This window comes from Cedecea sp. P7760 (assembly GCF_013386425.1).
GTDB classification, from domain to species: domain Bacteria; phylum Pseudomonadota; class Gammaproteobacteria; order Enterobacterales; family Enterobacteriaceae; genus Cedecea; species Cedecea selenatireducens.
On sequence record NZ_JACARU010000030.1, the window covers coordinates 94,584 to 110,588 of the forward strand.

The following is a 16,005-nucleotide window of genomic DNA, read 5'->3' on the forward strand; positions in this document are numbered from 1 at the left end:
TTTTCCGTTTTCATGTAAAGCCAGAGTTACTATAACGGTTAAATATTAACACTCCATAACAATTCGATCTTATGTCACAAAAGCTGATTATTCAGGGTTTTGTTTCGCGACGTGCGCTTTTAGGACGAAAAGCTGCTACGACCCCGGCATCGGTTTCGATATAAGGCCCATCAAGCAACTGTATACAATACGGTACACTTGCAAAAATACCCGGCACGACAACTTTCCCGCTTTCGTCCTTCACGCCTTCCAGCGTTTCCTGAATTGATTTTGGCTGCCCCGGCAGGTTAACGATCAGCGCCTGTTTACGGATAACCCCCACCTGACGCGAAAGGATCGCCGTCGGAACAAAATGCAGGCTGATTTGACGCATCTGCTCGCCAAACCCGGGCATCACGCGGTCAGCAACCGCAAGCGTAGCGTCCGGCGTTACGTCGCGGCGCGCGGGGCCGGTTCCGCCGGTGGTCAGCACCAAATGGCAGCCCATCTCATCAACCAGCTCACAAAGCGTTTGCTCAATAATGGGCTGTTCATCGGGGATCAGGCGAGTTTGCATCTCAAAGGGCGTAGTCAGGGTATTTTCCAGCCATTCCTGCAGCGCAGGGATGCCCTTGTCCTGGTACACGCCGCTGGAAGCGCGGTCAGAAATGGACACGAGTCCAATGCGTAAGGTATTCATAAAGTTTCCGGAAATCAGCAAGCCTGAGCGGAATGATACACGGGGAAAGAGGATGCAGACAGGAGAAGCGGTGAAAAGCGTGGCCGACAGGCGCCGGCCACGGGAATGATTACAGCAGGTCGCCGATCATTTTTTCCAGTTTTTCCTGGTCGATAGCAAACTTACGGATACCGTCCGCCAGCTTGTCTACGGCCATTGGATCCTGGTTGTGCTGCCACAGGAACTGGGACTCGGTGATGCGCTCAGGACGCGCCTTCACTTCACCGGTGTAGCTCAGCTTACGCTCGAGCGCGCCTTCGCTTTCAGACAGCTCTTTCAGCAGAGCAGGAGCGATGGTCAGGCGGTCACAGCCAGCCAGCTCGATAATTTCACCGACGTTACGGAAGCTTGCGCCCATAACTACGGTTTCATAGCCGTGCTGCTTGTAGTACTGGTAGATTTCGGTCACGGAAACCACGCCTGGATCTTCCTGCGGGGCGTACTCTTTCTTGTCGGTGTTAGCTTTGTACCAGTCGAGGATACGGCCAACGAACGGAGAAATCAGGAATACGCCAGCTTCAGCACAGGCACGCGCCTGAGCGAAGGAGAACAGCAGGGTCAGGTTACAGTTGATGCCTTCTTTTTCCAGCTGCTCTGCAGCGCGAATGCCCTGCCAGGTTGAAGCCAGTTTAATCAGAATGCGATCGTTGCTGATGCCCGCGTCGTTGTAGAGCTTGATCAGGTGTTTCGCTTTAGCGATGCTGGCTTCGGTGTCATAAGACAGGCGAGCATCCACTTCGGTAGAAATACGGCCAGGGATCAGCTTCAGAATTTCCAGGCCGATGTTCACAGCCAGCTTATCGGAAGCGTCAACCACCTGCTGAGCGCGGTCGCTGCTCTGGCTACGAGCCCAGGTAATCGCTTCGTCAATCAGTTTGCGATACTCAGGGATCTGCGCAGCGTTAAGAATCAGAGAAGGGTTGGTAGTAGCATCTTGCGGCTGGTACAGCTTCATTGCCGCGATATCTCCGGTGTCAGCAACCACGGTGGTCAGTTGACGCAAAGAAGTCAATTTATCCGTCATAATGAGTGTTTCTCTTCAGGTGTAGCTTGTTAGGGAGATGTAACCGGTCTGACTTGATGATATCACGCCGCCCATCAGGTGCAACCGCGACAAGTGCTGTCCGTCCAGTGGACCAGAATATGATAAACTCGGCCGCCAATTTATCTGTAACGTAATGGATTGCATGGCACGGGCCCGTCAACCTCGCCGCCATCACGCATTAACAAGAGGGACGTTAATGACAGATTTCTTATTTTTTATCAACGAAGTACTCTGGGGCTCTGTATTGCTCTGGCTGCTGATTGGCGCGGGCATCTGGTTCACGTTCCGCAGCGGCTTCGTCCAGTTCCGCTATTTTACCCGTTTACGCATTTTCCTCCGTAACAGCGACTCACCGGATCCTTCCGGAATATCCTCATTCCAGGCGCTCTGCACCAGCCTTGCCGCCCGCGTAGGCAGCGGGAACCTTGCGGGCATCGCGCTGGCTATCTCCGCAGGCGGGCCAGGTTCAGTATTCTGGATGTGGGTTGCGGCGGTACTCAGCATGGCCACCGCTTTTGCCGAATGCTCACTTGCCCAGCTTTATAAGAGCCGGGACAAAGAGGGCAATTATCGCGGCGGCCCGGCGTGGTACATGGAGCGCGGGCTGGGCATGCGCTGGATGGGCGTGCTGTTTTCCGTCTTTTTGATCGTAGCCTTCGGTATGGTCTTTAACGCCGTCCAGGCTAATTCCATCGCTATCGCCACCCACTATGCGTTTGACGTGCCGAAAATCTGGGTGGGCGTTTTCCTGGTTGCCATGACCGCGCTGGTTATCTGGCGAGGCATGAGAACCATCGCGCGACTCTCGCAATGGCTGGTGCCGCTGATGGCGTTACTGTGGGTGTGCATGAGCCTGTATGTTGTTGTCCTGCACATTGAACGCTTCCCGGAGGTTATCAGGCTGATTTTCAGCCACGCTTTTGGCTGGCATGAAGCCGCATCAGGTGCGTTGGGTTATACCGTCAGCCAGGCCATCACCAACGGTTTTCAGCGCGGGATGTTTTCCAACGAGGCGGGTATGGGCTCCACCCCCAACGCGGCAGCGGCGGCGGCTGCATGGCCTCCGCACCCGGCGACTCAGGGCGTGGTACAAATGTTTGGAGTGTTAATCGACACGCTAATCATCTGCACCGCGACCGCCGCCATCGTGCTGATGTCCGGCATGATAGACGGCATTGAAACCTCACGTAGCGGCATTATTCTGGTTCAACAGGCGCTTAGCTCAGCCGTGGGCGGCTGGGGCAGCGGTTTTATCGTGATCGTTGTCTTCCTCTTTGCCTTCACTTCCATCATGGCGAACTACACCTACGCAGAGAACAACCTGCTGTTCCTGAACCAGGACAGCCGCGTGCTGAAATTTTTACTGCGCTTTATGGTGCTAACGATGGTGATGTTCGGTACGCAGGCAGCCCTGCCGCTGGTCTGGCAGTTAGCAGACGTGGCGATGGCTATTATGGCGATAACCAATATCACGGCGATTCTGCTGCTTTCCCCGGTGGTGAAAGCGATAGCGGCGGATTATTTGCGCCAGCAAAAGCTCGGGATCTCCCCAATATTCAACCCAAACCGTTTCCCGGACATTAAGAACCAGCTTGCGCCCGGCGTTTGGGACAGAGACGTGGAAAAAAAACTTAGCTGATTGCAGCCATAGGCCGCTACGTCCGGGAAATTTGCTAAAGTAACGGCCAAACCATGCAAGGAGTGGACATGCTAATTCTTATCTCACCTGCCAAGACGCTGGATTACCAAAGCGAGCTGCCTACGGACCGCTATACACAGCCGGAAATGCTGGAATACTCCCGGCAGTTAATCAGCGTTGCCCGCAAGCTTAGCGCGCCGCAAATTGCCTCGCTGATGAGCATCAGCGACAAGCTGGCTTCACTGAACGAAACGCGCTTCCACGAGTGGCAGCCGGCGTTCACTCCACAAAACGCGCGCCCTGCTATTCTGGCGTTTAAAGGCGATGTTTATACCGGCCTGCAGGCTGAAGAATTCAGCGAAGCGGACTTTGATTTCGCCCAGCAGCACCTGCGTATGCTTTCCGGGCTGTACGGCGTACTGCGCCCGCTGGATCTGATGCAGCCCTACCGCCTGGAAATGGGCATTCGCCTGGAAAACCCGAAAGGCAAAGATCTCTACCACTTCTGGGGCGACACGATAACCGAGAAGCTCAACCAGGTGCTGGCGACACAGGGCGGCAACATCGTGGTAAACCTGGCGTCTGATGAATACTTTAAGGCGGTTAAGCCGAAGAAGCTGAATGCGGAAATCATCAAGCCCGTCTTCCTGGATGAGAAAAACGGCAAGTTTAAAGTCATCAGCTTCTATGCGAAAAAAGCGCGTGGGATGATGAGCCGCTACATCATTGAGAATCGCCTGACGAAGCCCGAACAGCTAAAAGCGTTTAATACCGACGGCTACTTCTTTGATGCAGACGCCTCACAGAAAAACGAACTGGTATTTAAGCGCCACGAGCAGTAAAAAAAACGCCAGCGCTAAGCTGGCGTTTTAATTTGCACTAGCGCCGGTCATCTATCCCAGCGGTCATCATGATGATAGCGCGGCGGGCCATCGAAATGTGCATGGCGCTGCCAGCAGAGAAAAAGCCCCCATTTTTACCAACAAAATGGGGCTTCAGGATTAAGCTTTAACCATCATGAACTTACGCAGTTCGGCGAAATCAGCCGGAAGATTGTGGGACAGCAGCGGCAGGTCGGCGCGGGATGCCAGCTCCTGCGGCAACGGCAGCGCTTCACCCAGAATCTCTTCCACGCTCTCTTTAAACTTCGCCGGATGCGCAGTCCCCAGGAACAGGCCAAACTCGCCAGGCTGCAGCTGGTCGCGCAGGGCACGGTAAGCAATGGCCGCATGCGGTTCAGAAACGTAACCAATAGCCTTCAGCTCACGCATCGTCTCTTTGGTGGTTTCATCGGTGACTGCGGCATAGCCCAGGTCGGTCAGGCGCCAGATTTTGCGGCGGAACAATTCTTCCACGCGCGGCCAGTTGTTAGGCTGGCTTACGTCCATCGCGTTGGAAAGCGTTGCAACGGTCGTTTTAGGCGCCCACTGGCCTTCTGCGAGGAAGCGTGGAACGGTGTCGTTGGCATTCGTGGCGGCGATAAAACGCTTAATCGGCAGGCCGAGTGATTTCGCCAGCAGGCCCGCAGTCAGGTCACCGAAGTTGCCGCTCGGCACGGAAACCACCAGCTGGTTACGGGCTTCCTGCGGCAGCTGAGCCACGGCTTCAAAGTAGTAGCAAATCTGCGCCAGCAGGCGGCTGATATTGATGGAGTTCGCCGAGTTTAACCCAAGCGCCACTTTCAGTTCTTCATCGTCAAATGCCTGTTTTACCAGCGCCTGACAGGCATCGAAGTCACCGTCAATCGCCACGGTTTCGATATTGCCGCCGAGGGTACAGAACAGTTTTTCCTGCAGCGGGCTGATTTTCCCACGTGGGTAAAGAATGACTACGCGTACGTTCTCAATGCCATAAAACGCATGAGCCACGGCCGCGCCGGTGTCGCCTGATGTAGCGGTCAGAATGGTCACCGGTTTGTCGCCGCTGATGTGGGTCAGCATCTGGGCCATAAAGCGCCCGCCAAAGTCTTTAAACGCCAGCGTCGGGCCGTGGAACAGCTCCAGGCAGCCTACGTCCGGTTCGACCATATTTACCGGTGCAGGGAAGGCGAAAGCCGCTCGCACGCGCTCTTCCAGAATCTCCTGCGGGATCTCATCGCCGATAAACGCAGACAAAATTTTGCTGCTGCGGCTGACAAAGTCCATATCCAGCATGGCGTCGATTTCAGTCAGCTCAAACTCCGGCAGGTCGTGCGGGAAGAACAGACCCTGCTGCTTGCCCAGCCCCTGGGTAACGGCCTGTGCAAAAGAGACCTGCTCGTTGTGATCTTTAAGGTTGTACAGTTTCATGCTTTATCCCAAAACTCGTGCGCCAGCCGTATCCAGACGGCAAATATGTACAAAACCTTCCTGGTTCTGCAAATAATGTTGGCTGAGCCAGTCAGCCACGCGCTGTGCGGTGTCGGTGTTATCGCACAGTGCAAATAAGGTCGGGCCGGAACCCGAAATCCCGCTCGCCAGCGCGCCAATATCCGCGACGGCCTTACGGGACTCATCAAACTTAGGCAGCAGTTTGGCGCGGTAAGGCTCGGCGATGACATCCCGCATCAATTTTGCGGCAAGCGCAGGCTGGCGGGTGTGGCAGGCATGAATAAAACCGGCCAAATGGCGACCGTGACTGATGCAGTCCTGGCGGCGATACTGGGCAGGTAAAATCGCACGTGCTTCTGCGGTCGAAACCTTAATGCCAGGGTAAGCCAGCACCCACAGCCACTCATCAAAGCCTGGCACCTGCTGGCTGATGATGCCGCTTTCTTCGATCATCAACTGCATTCCGCCGAGGAAACAAGGCGCTACGTTGTCGTAATGAATGCTGCCGGAAATACGCCCTTCCAGCTCGCCCATCAGCCCCAGCAGACGCGTGTCGCTAAGAGGCTTGCCGCAGAATTCATTCATCGCCATCAGGCCAGCAACCACAGAGCAGGCGCTGGAACCCAGGCCAGAACCAATAGGCATGTTTTTCTCAAGCGTCATCGCCACGGGGATCGTTTTACCTACCTCCTGGCAAAAACGCTCCCAGCACTGATAAACAATGTTCTCACGCGGCTCATCCGGCAGTTTGCTGGCGAAGCGCCCAAGGTTGGTGAGGCTGAAGCTGTCCGCCGCCTCCACCGTGACATAATCACCGAGATGTGAACCATCAATGGGCGACACCGCCGCGCCCAGCACGTCGAATCCGACGCTCATATTGGCGCTGGAAGCCGGGGCATATACTTTAACCATCTTAAACTCCTAACTTCCATGACAGGGTACGAAGCAGATCCGCGAAAACACCGGCTGCGGTAACGTCATTACCCGCGCCATAGCCACGTAGAACCATCGGCAACGGTTGATAATAGTGGCTGTAGAAGGCCAGGGCGTTTTCGCCATTTTTCACCTTATACAGCGGATCGTTGCCGTCTACGGCATCGATTTTCACTTTACAGCTGCCGTCTTCTTCAATAATGCCGACGTAACGTAGCACTTTCCCATCGTCACGCGCCTTCCTCACACGAGCCGCAAACTCATCATCCAACTGAGGAAGGCGTGCCATAAAAGACTCGACGTCTCCGCTCGCATCAAAATTTTCCGGAAGCACAGATTCGATCTCGATATCCGAAAGTTCCAGATCGCTTCCGGTCTCACGGGCCAGAATCAACAGCTTACGAGCAACGTCCATGCCGGAAAGATCGTCACGCGGATCCGGTTCGGTATACCCCATCTCACGGGCGGTGCTGGTGGCAAGCGAGAAGCTCATCCCCTCGTCCAGCTTGCCGAAGATGTAAGAGAGCGATCCGGAAAGAATGCCGGAAAAACGCTGCAGTTCATCACCCGCATTCAGCAGATTTTGCAGGTTTTCAATCACCGGCAAACCCGCGCCAACGTTGGTGTCGTAGAGGAATTTACGGCGCGATTTCTCGGCGGCATTACGCATCTGGTGATAGTAATTCATGCTCGAGGTGTTGGCCTTTTTGTTTGGCGTCACCACGTGGAAACCTTCGCTCAGGAAGTCGGCGTACTGATCCGCTACGGCCTGGCTGGAGGTACAGTCCACAATGACCGGGTTCAGCAGATGGTACTCTTTCACCAGGCGAATCAGGCGGCCAAGGTTGAACGGCTCTTTCGCCTGCTCCAGCGCCTGCTGCCAGTTTTCAAGATCGAGGCCGTGAACGTTGGTCAGCAGCGCTTTAGAGTTCGCCACGCCGCAGACGCGCAGGTCGATGTGCTTCGCCTTCAGCCACGCCTGCTGGCGCTTAACCTGCTCGAGCAAAGCCGCGCCCACGCCGCCAACGCCAACAAGGAACAGCTCGATAACCTGGTCGGTGTTAAACAGCATCTGGTGGGTGACACGCACGCCGGTCACGGCATCGTCGTTGTTCACCACAACGGAGATCGAACGCTCGGAGGAGCCCTGGGCGATAGCGATAATATTGATATTTGCCCGAGCCAGCGCGGCAAAGAACTTGGCGGAGATACCGCGCAGCGTCTTCATGCCGTCACCCACGACGGAGATAACCGCCAGACGCTCGGTCACCGCCAGCGGCTCCAGCAGCTCTTCTTTCAGCTCGAGATAGAATTCATCTTCCATCGCCTTGCGGGCACGGCCACAGTCAGCCTGCGGCACGCAGAAGCTGATGCTGTATTCAGAAGAAGACTGGGTAATCAGCACCACGGAGATGCCGGCACGGGACATCGCGGCAAACACGCGCGCGGCCATGCCGACCATGCCCTTCATGCCCGGGCCGGACACGCTGAACATTGCCATATTATTCAGATTGGTAATGCCCTTAACCGGCAGTCCTTCATCGTCGCTTTTATCGCCAATAAGGGTGCCTGGCGCCTGAGGGTTTCCGGTATTTTTAATCAGGCAAGGGATCTGGAACTGTGCAATCGGGGTGATCGTGCGAGGGTGAAGAACTTTAGCGCCGAAGTAGGAAAGCTCCATCGCTTCCTGGTAAGACATCGACTTCAGCAACCTGGCGTCCGGGACCTGGCGCGGGTCGCAGGTATAAACGCCGTCGACGTCAGTCCAGATCTCACAACAGTCGGCTCGCAGACAGGCGGCCAGCACGGCGGCAGAATAGTCGGAGCCGTTACGGCCCAGCACCACCAGCTCACCTTTCTCGTTACCGGCGGTAAAGCCAGCCATCAGGATCATGTGATCTTCAGGAATGCGGCTGGCTGCGATACGGCGGGTAGATTCTGCAATATCCACGCTCGAGTCCAGATAGTGGCCCACGGCCAGCAGCTTCTCGACGGGATCGATAACCGTAACCTGGTAGCCTCGGGCCTGCAGCACGCCAGACATAATCGCGATCGACAGCTTCTCACCCCGGCAAATGATCGCCGCGTTGATGCTGTCCGGGCACTGTCCCAGCAGGCTGATGCCGTGCAGAACGTGCTTAAGCTGGGCAAACTCTTGATTCACCACGGCCTTTAGCTCGGCCAGCGGGAAGCCCGGCTGCGCCTCTGCCAGGCCAGTCAGCAGTTCGGAGAAAATACGCTCGGCGTCGCTGATATTCGGCACTGCATCCTGGCCACCGATAGTTTTCTCTATCATCGCCACAAGGTGGTTAGTAATTTTTGCCGGAGCAGACAGCACGGTCGCCACCTGCCCCTGTTTGGCATTACTTTCCAGGATATCGGCAACGCGGAGAAAACGTTCCGCATTTGCCACCGAAGTACCGCCGAATTTCAACACTCGCATTGTTGTGACCCCTTGATTTTTTCCCGAAAAAAAAGCCCGCACTGTTTAGGTGCGGGCTTTTTTCATTTTTACCTGTATGCGTCAGCCCGCACCGTTACCTGTGGTAATGGTGGTTGTGATAATTGTGGTAATCAGGCTGAAGCGGAACATGGATGTTGTGTGCTCTAAATTTGTATTAGCTCTATTGGTTAAAGCAATCCCCTTATCAAGTCAATTTTTTTTAGTTCTGTCACAAAAAATCGACTTGTTCGGTCACGCTGGTAAATCCGCCAAAAATGATGGTAAAAACACGAAAAACCGGCATTAAATTAGATATAAACTTCAAATAAATTAAATTTAAAGAAATTTTATTCTGGTAATTTTTTTTCGATATCATGGAGCAAACGGTGCAGCATTGCGGTGTCTCTCTGCTCGAGCAGCCCCAGGCGCTGCTGTACCCAGTCGACCATTTTTTGGTCACCGGCAACCTCAAGCCGGTTTAACAACGCGGCAATCCGTAAGCGCAAAGCGTTCAATTGTTGACCATCACCCTCTGGATTTTCCACCGGCGGGAGCTGCATCAGGGCGGAAAGCTGGTAGCAATAAACCATCACGGCCTGACCCAGATTGAGCGAAGGATAATCCGCAACCATCGGTACGCCGGTTAAAACATCCGCCAGCTCCAGCTCTTCGTTAGTCAGTCCGGAATCCTCCCGGCCAAACACCAGCGCCGCGCACCCTACCCATTGACGCTTCTCTTCCAGCAGCGGCACCAGCTGCTCCGGCGTGGCGTAGTAGTGGAATTTCGCCCGGCTGCGGGCCGTCGTCGCTATCGAAAAATCAACGTCGCTCAGAGCTTCGGCAAGGGTGTCGTAGTGGCGCACGCCGTCAAGGATATCGCCCGCCCCGTGGGCAACCCAACGCGCGGCAGGCTGGAGATGTGCATCACTGGCGACGATGCGCAGCTCCGTAAAACCCATCGTTTTCATGGCCCGGGCGGCAGCCCCGACGTTCTCAGCTCTGGCTGGTGAAACCAGGATAATTGGCAAACGCATTGGAACTCTCTTCTAAAATTCGTAAAAACGTGCGAAGTGATGCACAAATTTTGATAATACGCATCGCAAATTTACTTTGTTGCAACATATATTATAACTGTAGCCACTCACGCAACGTATAACTTAAGCTTATGCTTTTACATGATTATATGGCATAAGAACGTTGTAAATACATCTTATATCCATTTGTTTAGCATGGTTTATTTCTTTACGAGCCGGTGGAAGCCACAGGCCAGATTCGGCCTGGTTTTTTTAACGCTTTACGATCTTGATTATTAAATAGTTGTGACAAAAGCTAGCATTGAGCTACGATGATTTAATGAAACTGTTAACGTGCTACAATTGAAATTGATATATGTCAACGAAGCGTAGTTTTATCAGGTGTCTAAGCAGCACTAGCCTGTTATGTTGCTGTTAAAATGGTTAGGATAATAGCCGTTTTTGACACCGTCGGGTCAAAAGGGAACGTACCCACGACCAAGCTAATGATGTTGTTGACGTTGATGGAAAGTGCATCAAGAACGCAATTACGTACTTTAGTCACGTTAAGCCCGGCATGTTAATTTATGGCATGTAACAGGCAGGTCAGGGACTTTTGTACTTCCTGTTTCGATTTAGTTGGCAATTTTAGGTAGCAAACATGCAGACCCCGCACATTCTTATCGTCGAAGACGAATTAGTAACACGCAACACGCTAAAAAGCATTTTTGAAGCGGAAGGCTATGATGTTTTTGAAGCGACCGATGGCGCAGAGATGCATCAAATCCTTGCCGATAATGACATCAACCTCGTCATTATGGACATCAACCTGCCGGGTAAAAACGGCCTGCTGCTGGCGCGTGAACTTCGCGAGCAAGCCAATGTGGCGCTGATGTTCCTGACGGGCCGTGATAACGAAGTGGACAAGATCCTGGGTCTTGAAATTGGCGCAGATGACTACATCACCAAGCCATTCAACCCGCGTGAATTGACCATTCGTGCACGTAACTTGCTGTCCCGTACGATGAACTTAGGCGCTATCAGCGAAGAGCGTCGCTCCGTTGAGAGCTACAAATTCAACGGCTGGGAGCTGGACATCAACAGCCGCTCACTGGTTAGCCCGAACGGTGAACAGTACAAGCTGCCGCGTAGTGAATTCCGCGCGATGCTGCACTTCTGTGAAAACCCAGGCAAAATTCAGTCTCGTGCTGAACTGCTGAAGAAAATGACCGGTCGCGAGCTGAAGCCGCATGACCGCACCGTCGATGTGACTATCCGCCGTATTCGTAAACACTTCGAATCCACGCCGGATACGCCGGAAATCATCGCCACGATTCACGGCGAAGGTTACCGTTTCTGCGGCGATCTGCAGGAATAAGCAAGAAAGATTACGAAAAGGGCTGACCAGCGTCAGCCCTTTTTTATGCCCGTCATTCAGCGAGCAATGCGTTCATCCCAGTCGCGGGTAAAGACCGTCTCTTCGTTGTGTTTAACCGTCATTTTTCCGCTAACGATAAAATGCGTCCGGTCGCTGCGCATCTCCAGCACAATATCCGTATCCGTCCACCAGCCTTCTCGCCCAATTTTCATGTTCTGAGTCAGCAGATAATGCGCCGAGAGCGGGTCAGCATTCTGCACGGTCAGCTGACGCCGAAGGCTATGATCGACGGTCGTATTGATATCGTCAAAACGGTACACGCCCTCGCCAAACACGCCGCCCACGCCCTCGGTAATGCTCTGCCAGCTATCGCTCACCGCGTCATAGCGCAGCTCGCGTTCGACTCGCCCAGGGGACAGGATCGTAAGAGGCGTATTTGCCGCAGTTTCCGGCTGAGGATTAGGCCCGGCTATCGGCTTCACTTCCCGGCAAACCGGCAATTGCAGCCGGGCGCTCGCCAGGTCAACGCTAAGCGTTGCATTTTCGGCCATCGGCCAGACCATCGGCCAGAACGTGGTCGCCAGAGAAACACGCAGCCGATGCCCTGCGGCAAAGCGCCAGGCTATGCCGTCCAGCTGCACGGTGACGTTGACCTTTTCGCCGGGCACCAGCGCGACGTTCTGCTCCTGCCCCTGCAAATGACTCAGGTTCACCCAACCGTGACTGACGCGGGTCGACGCCCCGTCTGGCGCAACGTCCGACAAGCGGACATACAGCATGGCCGCTGGTTTATCGCTGGCGAGCGTAACGTCAAACTGCGGAAAACCGTAGATCGCCAGACTTTCGTCCAGCGGCGCGCTGTCAAAGCTTTCAGCAAGGCCTTCGTCCATCCGCTGATCGCTCGGGCTTTCCCCCAGCACGCCAGCCCCCATCCACTCCCCGGCAAACAGCCCGTGGTTCTGTACGCTACGGATCTCCTGCCGGTATGCATTTGCCAACGGCGTTGTCATCAGCCGGCCTGGCTGCAAATGCCAGCGCTGAGGTGCGGTCACCGCATCCGTATCATCCTCAATGGCAATCCACTCCCCGAAGGCCTGCGGACGCTGCGAATCGGGCCGCTGGCTGTCGTTGAGCCACGCCTGAATGCGCGGGCCGTCCAGCACGTCATTGTCGACCTGCTTCAGCCAGCGATCCCACCAGCTCACCGCCTCCTGCAGAAAGCCGATAGCCGGAGCAGGTGAACCGTCCTGCGGATAAATATGCGCCCACGGACCGAGAATCGCCTTACGAGGAACGTCGAGATTATCCATCAGGCGGAAGACCGCATTGCTGTAGGAATCCGCCCAGCCGCCCACCGCCATTACAGGGCAGGTAATGGCCTGCCAGTCCTCACCGACCGAGCCGTGTTTCCAGTAATCATCCTTCAACGGATGCTCCATCCACAGTGCCGGGAAGAAAGGCATGTTTTCAAGACGATTGAGCCAGGCCTGATACCAGCCCTCCCCCACCAGCTCCGGATCCTGCGGGCGGCTTTGATAGGCCAGCATAATCCCGCCCCACCACAGGTTATCATTCAGCAGGCAGCCGCCTTTGTAGTGGATATCGTCGTTGTAACGATCGTCCGTCGAGCAAACCGTAATGATGGCTTTTAAGGCCGGAGGGCGACGAGCGGCAAGCTGCAGGCAGTTAAACCCGCCCCAGGATTTGCCCATCATCCCCACGGCGCCGTTGCACCAGGCCTGACGGCTGATCCAGTCGATCACTTCCAGGGCATCTTCCTGCTCCTGCAGCAGATACTCGTCGGCCATCAGCCCGTCAGAGTCGCCGCTACCGCGCATGTCCACACGCAGTACCGCGTAACCATTGCCGGCGAAATAGCCATGCATCGGCTCATCACGAGTACGTGTTCCGTCGCGCTTGCGGTAGGGGATGTACTCGAGGATAGCGGGCACCGGCTGCTGCGAGGCCGACAAGGGCAGCCACATACGCGCGGCCAGGCGAGTCCCGTCTTGCAGAACGATCCACAGGTGTTCCGTCACGCTCACGCTGTGGGGAAATTGCGTTATCAGAGTTTTCATGAGGCTCCTGCCATCGCGTTTAACTGACGCTGACCCAGCACCTCGTCCAGCCAGGAGGCGCGCATTTCCGGCACCGAGGTCAGCAGTTTTTCGGTATAGCTGTGCATCGGGGCGCTGAATACCTGCCCGGTCGGCCCCTGTGCCACAACGTTGCCCTGATACATCACGGCAACCTGCTGGGCGATACGTTTTACCGTGCTCAGATCGTGGGTGATGAATAAGTAAGACAGCCCCAGCTGTTCCTGCAGGTTTCGCAGCAGCTTCAGAACCTCTTCTGCCACCAGCGGATCGAGCGCGGAGGTTGCCTCATCACAGATAATCAGATCTGGCTTTGCGGCCAGCGCTCTCGCAATACATACCCGCTGCTTTTGGCCCCCGGAAAGCGAACCTGGGTAGCGGTCAAGGAGGTAATCAGGGAGTTCGGTCAGCTTCAGCAACTCAAGCACCCGCGCACGAACCTGCTGTTTATCGAGGCCAAAATAAAACGCCACCGGGCGACCAATAGCCTCAAGCACGGTCTGTCTTGGGTTGAGCGCCACGTCGGGCAGCTGATAGATCATTTGAATACGCCGCAGCGTCTCTTTATCACGCTGCTGGTAGCGGTTGGCCAGCGTCTTGTCGGCGAAGGTGACCGTTCCCTTCGTGTCGCTCAGCAGGCCGCACAGGGCGCGAGCCAGCGTACTCTTCCCGCTGCCGGACTCGCCGATAATGGCCATCGTTTCCCCTTTGGCAATACTCAGAGAGACGTTGTGCACGACGGCCTTACCGTTGTACCCGGTTGAGAGATTTTCCAGCGCAAGGAGCCGCCCTTCAGGTTTACTTCCGGCGTGAACCGGCGTCAGGGCATGAGCACGTTCCGACACCAGCCGCTGGGTGTAGCTTTCGGCAGGATTTTGCAGAATATCGGCGGTGCTGCCGCTTTCCACTTCGCTTCCCTGCCGCAGGACCATGATGCGGTCGGCAATTTGGGCCACGACCGCCAGATCGTGGGTGATGTACAGCGCGGCGGTATTAAATTCTCTGACCAGCTTACGCAGCATCACCAGCACCTCGATTTGGGTGGTGACGTCCAGCGCGGTGGTAGGTTCATCCAGCACCAGAATATCCGGCCTGCAGGACATCGCCATCGCCGCCATCGCGCGCTGGAGCTGGCCGCCAGAGAGCTGATGCGGATAACGCTGGCCGATCGTTTCAGGTTCGGGGAGATCCAGCGCTTTAAACAGCGTCACGGCCCAGGCCTGCGCCTCCTCCTGATTCATCAAACCGTGCCGAAGTGGCCCCTCGCAAACCTGCTTGCCGATGGTTAGCGCCGGGTTAAACGCCGCGGCGGCGCTCTGCGCAACATAGGCCACGCGTTTACCGCGAAACTCCCGTTTCTCTTTGCTGGAAAGCGCCACAATGTTTTGCCCGGCAACCAGCACTTCACCGCCCGCAATACGGCAACCCGGCCTGGCGTAGCCCAAAGCGGCCAGGCCAATGGTCGATTTACCTGCGCCGGACTCACCAATGAGTCCCAGCACTTCACCGGGCATCAGGCTTAGAGAGATACCTTTCACCAGCGGCAGCCCCTGCTCGGTCTCAATGCGTAAATCGCGCATCTGTAAGATCGGTTGTGTCATCCCTCTTCTCCCAGCGAAAGGTTATTACGCACCAGCAGCCAGTCGACCACCAGGTTGACGCCAATCGTCAGCAGGGCAATGGCCGCGGCAGGGTAAAGCGGAGCAAACTGACCAAAATTGATGGCCTGAGCGTTGTCGCGCACCATGCTGCCCCAGTCCGCCCACGGCGGCTGAATACCCAGCCCAAGGAAGCTCAGCCCGGCAATAAACAGGAAGGTAAAACAAAAGCGCATACCAAACTCTGCCAGCAGCGGCGGCATGGCGTTAGGCAGAAACTCTTTGCGCACAATCCACCACAGCCCTTCTCCACGCAGGCGTGCCGCCTCCACGTACTCGAGACAAACAATCCCCTGTGCGACAAGCCTGGCAAGGCGGAAAACACGGGTCGCATCTAATAGCGCAATAGTCCCGACCAGGACGGGAATAGACGTTCCCAGCACGGACAGCACGATCAGCGCCAAAATCAGGACCGGAATCGACATCAGCGTATCAACGATGCGGGTGAGCACGACGTCCACCCAGCGCCCGTAAATAGCGGCGGTAAACCCGGTAATAATGCCCACCACAAACGAGATAGCGGTGATCGCCAGCGCGATGGCAATGGTAGTTCTGGCACCGAACAGAATGCGCGAAAGCATATCCCGCCCGAGGCTATCAGTGCCGAACGGCATCGAACTGGACGGCAGCATCCAGATGTCACCCACCTGCGCCGTTTCGCTGTGTGGCGCCAGCCAGGGAGCAAAAAGCGCGGCAATCAAATTGATGGCAATGATGGCCAGGCCCAATATTGCCGACAGCGGCACCGTGCGAATTTTAATATTTTTCATAGA

The 16,005-nt window shown here is 55.5% G+C and carries 14 protein-coding genes and 1 other annotated feature; of the genes, 3 read left to right on the forward strand and 11 right to left on the reverse strand.

The features are described from left to right. Window positions 1-91: 91 nt before the first annotated feature. Together mog and tal are read right to left on the reverse strand one after the other, a co-directional pair. Window positions 92-679 (reverse strand): molybdopterin adenylyltransferase, encoded by a 588-nt coding sequence (gene mog, locus HX778_RS12800; protein ID WP_176982200.1) that lies wholly within the window; start codon window positions 677-679, stop codon window positions 92-94. A gap of 109 nt (window positions 680-788) precedes the next feature. Further along, the gene (gene tal, locus HX778_RS12805; RefSeq protein WP_038475706.1) at window positions 789-1,742 is read right to left on the reverse strand and encodes a transaldolase; all 954 of its coding nucleotides are present in this window, start codon (window positions 1,740-1,742) and stop codon (window positions 789-791) included. A 217-nt stretch (window positions 1,743-1,959) separates the two neighbouring features. On the opposite strand from tal, the gene HX778_RS12810 reads away from it, so the two are divergent. Then, on the forward strand, window positions 1,960-3,402 hold the full coding sequence (locus tag HX778_RS12810; RefSeq protein ID WP_176982201.1) for a sodium:alanine symporter family protein: 1,443 nt from the start codon (window positions 1,960-1,962) through the stop codon (window positions 3,400-3,402). A gap of 68 nt (window positions 3,403-3,470) precedes the next feature. After that, a complete protein-coding gene (gene yaaA, locus HX778_RS12815; protein ID WP_176982202.1) occupies window positions 3,471-4,244 on the forward strand; it encodes a peroxide stress protein YaaA in 774 nt (257 codons plus the stop codon). Between the two features lie 159 nt (window positions 4,245-4,403). On the opposite strand, the gene thrC is transcribed toward yaaA, so the two are convergent. The 6 genes from thrC to yjjY all read right to left on the reverse strand — a co-directional run bounded on the left by thrC (window position 4,404) and on the right by yjjY (window position 10,665). Further along, window positions 4,404-5,690, reverse strand: a complete 1,287-nt coding sequence (thrC, locus tag HX778_RS12820) for a threonine synthase (RefSeq protein ID WP_176982203.1) — start codon at window positions 5,688-5,690, stop codon at window positions 4,404-4,406. 3 nt (window positions 5,691-5,693) lie between these two features. Continuing rightward, entirely contained in the window at window positions 5,694-6,623 is a 930-nt protein-coding gene (thrB, locus tag HX778_RS12825) for a homoserine kinase (RefSeq protein ID WP_038475714.1), read from the reverse strand. Between the two features lies 1 nt (window position 6,624). Further along, window positions 6,625-9,087 carry a bifunctional aspartate kinase/homoserine dehydrogenase I gene (gene thrA, locus HX778_RS12830; protein WP_038475716.1) on the reverse strand — a complete coding sequence of 821 codons (2,463 nt, stop codon included), beginning with the start codon at window positions 9,085-9,087 and terminating at the stop codon, window positions 6,625-6,627. Between the two features lie 25 nt (window positions 9,088-9,112). Continuing rightward, window positions 9,113-9,230 (reverse strand) — a sequence feature (Thr leader region). Then, the gene (gene thrL, locus HX778_RS12835; RefSeq protein WP_071530522.1) at window positions 9,169-9,237 is read right to left on the reverse strand and encodes a thr operon leader peptide; all 69 of its coding nucleotides are present in this window, start codon (window positions 9,235-9,237) and stop codon (window positions 9,169-9,171) included. (Overlaps the previous feature by 62 nt.) A 197-nt stretch (window positions 9,238-9,434) precedes the next feature. Further along, complete coding sequence (locus HX778_RS12840) at window positions 9,435-10,121, reverse strand: tRNA/rRNA methyltransferase (RefSeq protein WP_038475718.1); 687 nt, start codon at window positions 10,119-10,121, stop codon at window positions 9,435-9,437. 403 nt (window positions 10,122-10,524) lie between these two features. Further along, window positions 10,525-10,665: a protein YjjY gene (gene yjjY, locus HX778_RS12845; RefSeq protein ID WP_144244039.1), complete on the reverse strand. Its 141-nt coding sequence runs from the start codon at window positions 10,663-10,665 to the stop codon at window positions 10,525-10,527. A 96-nt stretch (window positions 10,666-10,761) separates the two neighbouring features. On the opposite strand from yjjY, the gene arcA reads away from it, so the two are divergent. Next, a complete protein-coding gene (gene arcA, locus HX778_RS12850; RefSeq protein WP_008461663.1) occupies window positions 10,762-11,478 on the forward strand; it encodes a two-component system response regulator ArcA in 717 nt (238 codons plus the stop codon). A 56-nt stretch (window positions 11,479-11,534) separates the two neighbouring features. Here arcA and HX778_RS12855 read toward each other — a convergent pair whose 3' ends face one another. The 3 genes from HX778_RS12855 to HX778_RS12865 are packed head-to-tail and all read right to left on the reverse strand — an operon-like array spanning window position 11,535 to window position 16,002. Then, window positions 11,535-13,556, reverse strand: a complete 2,022-nt coding sequence (locus HX778_RS12855) for a CocE/NonD family hydrolase (RefSeq protein WP_176982204.1) — start codon at window positions 13,554-13,556, stop codon at window positions 11,535-11,537. Continuing rightward, window positions 13,553-15,175, reverse strand: coding sequence for an ABC transporter ATP-binding protein (locus tag HX778_RS12860; protein WP_176982205.1), 1,623 nt, complete (start codon window positions 15,173-15,175; stop codon window positions 13,553-13,555). The genes HX778_RS12855 and HX778_RS12860 overlap by 4 nt, the downstream gene beginning before the upstream one ends. Continuing rightward, the gene (locus HX778_RS12865; RefSeq protein ID WP_038475725.1) at window positions 15,172-16,002 is read right to left on the reverse strand and encodes an ABC transporter permease; all 831 of its coding nucleotides are present in this window, start codon (window positions 16,000-16,002) and stop codon (window positions 15,172-15,174) included. Before HX778_RS12865 ends, HX778_RS12860 begins: the two co-directional genes overlap by 4 nt. Window positions 16,003-16,005 lie beyond the last annotated feature (3 nt).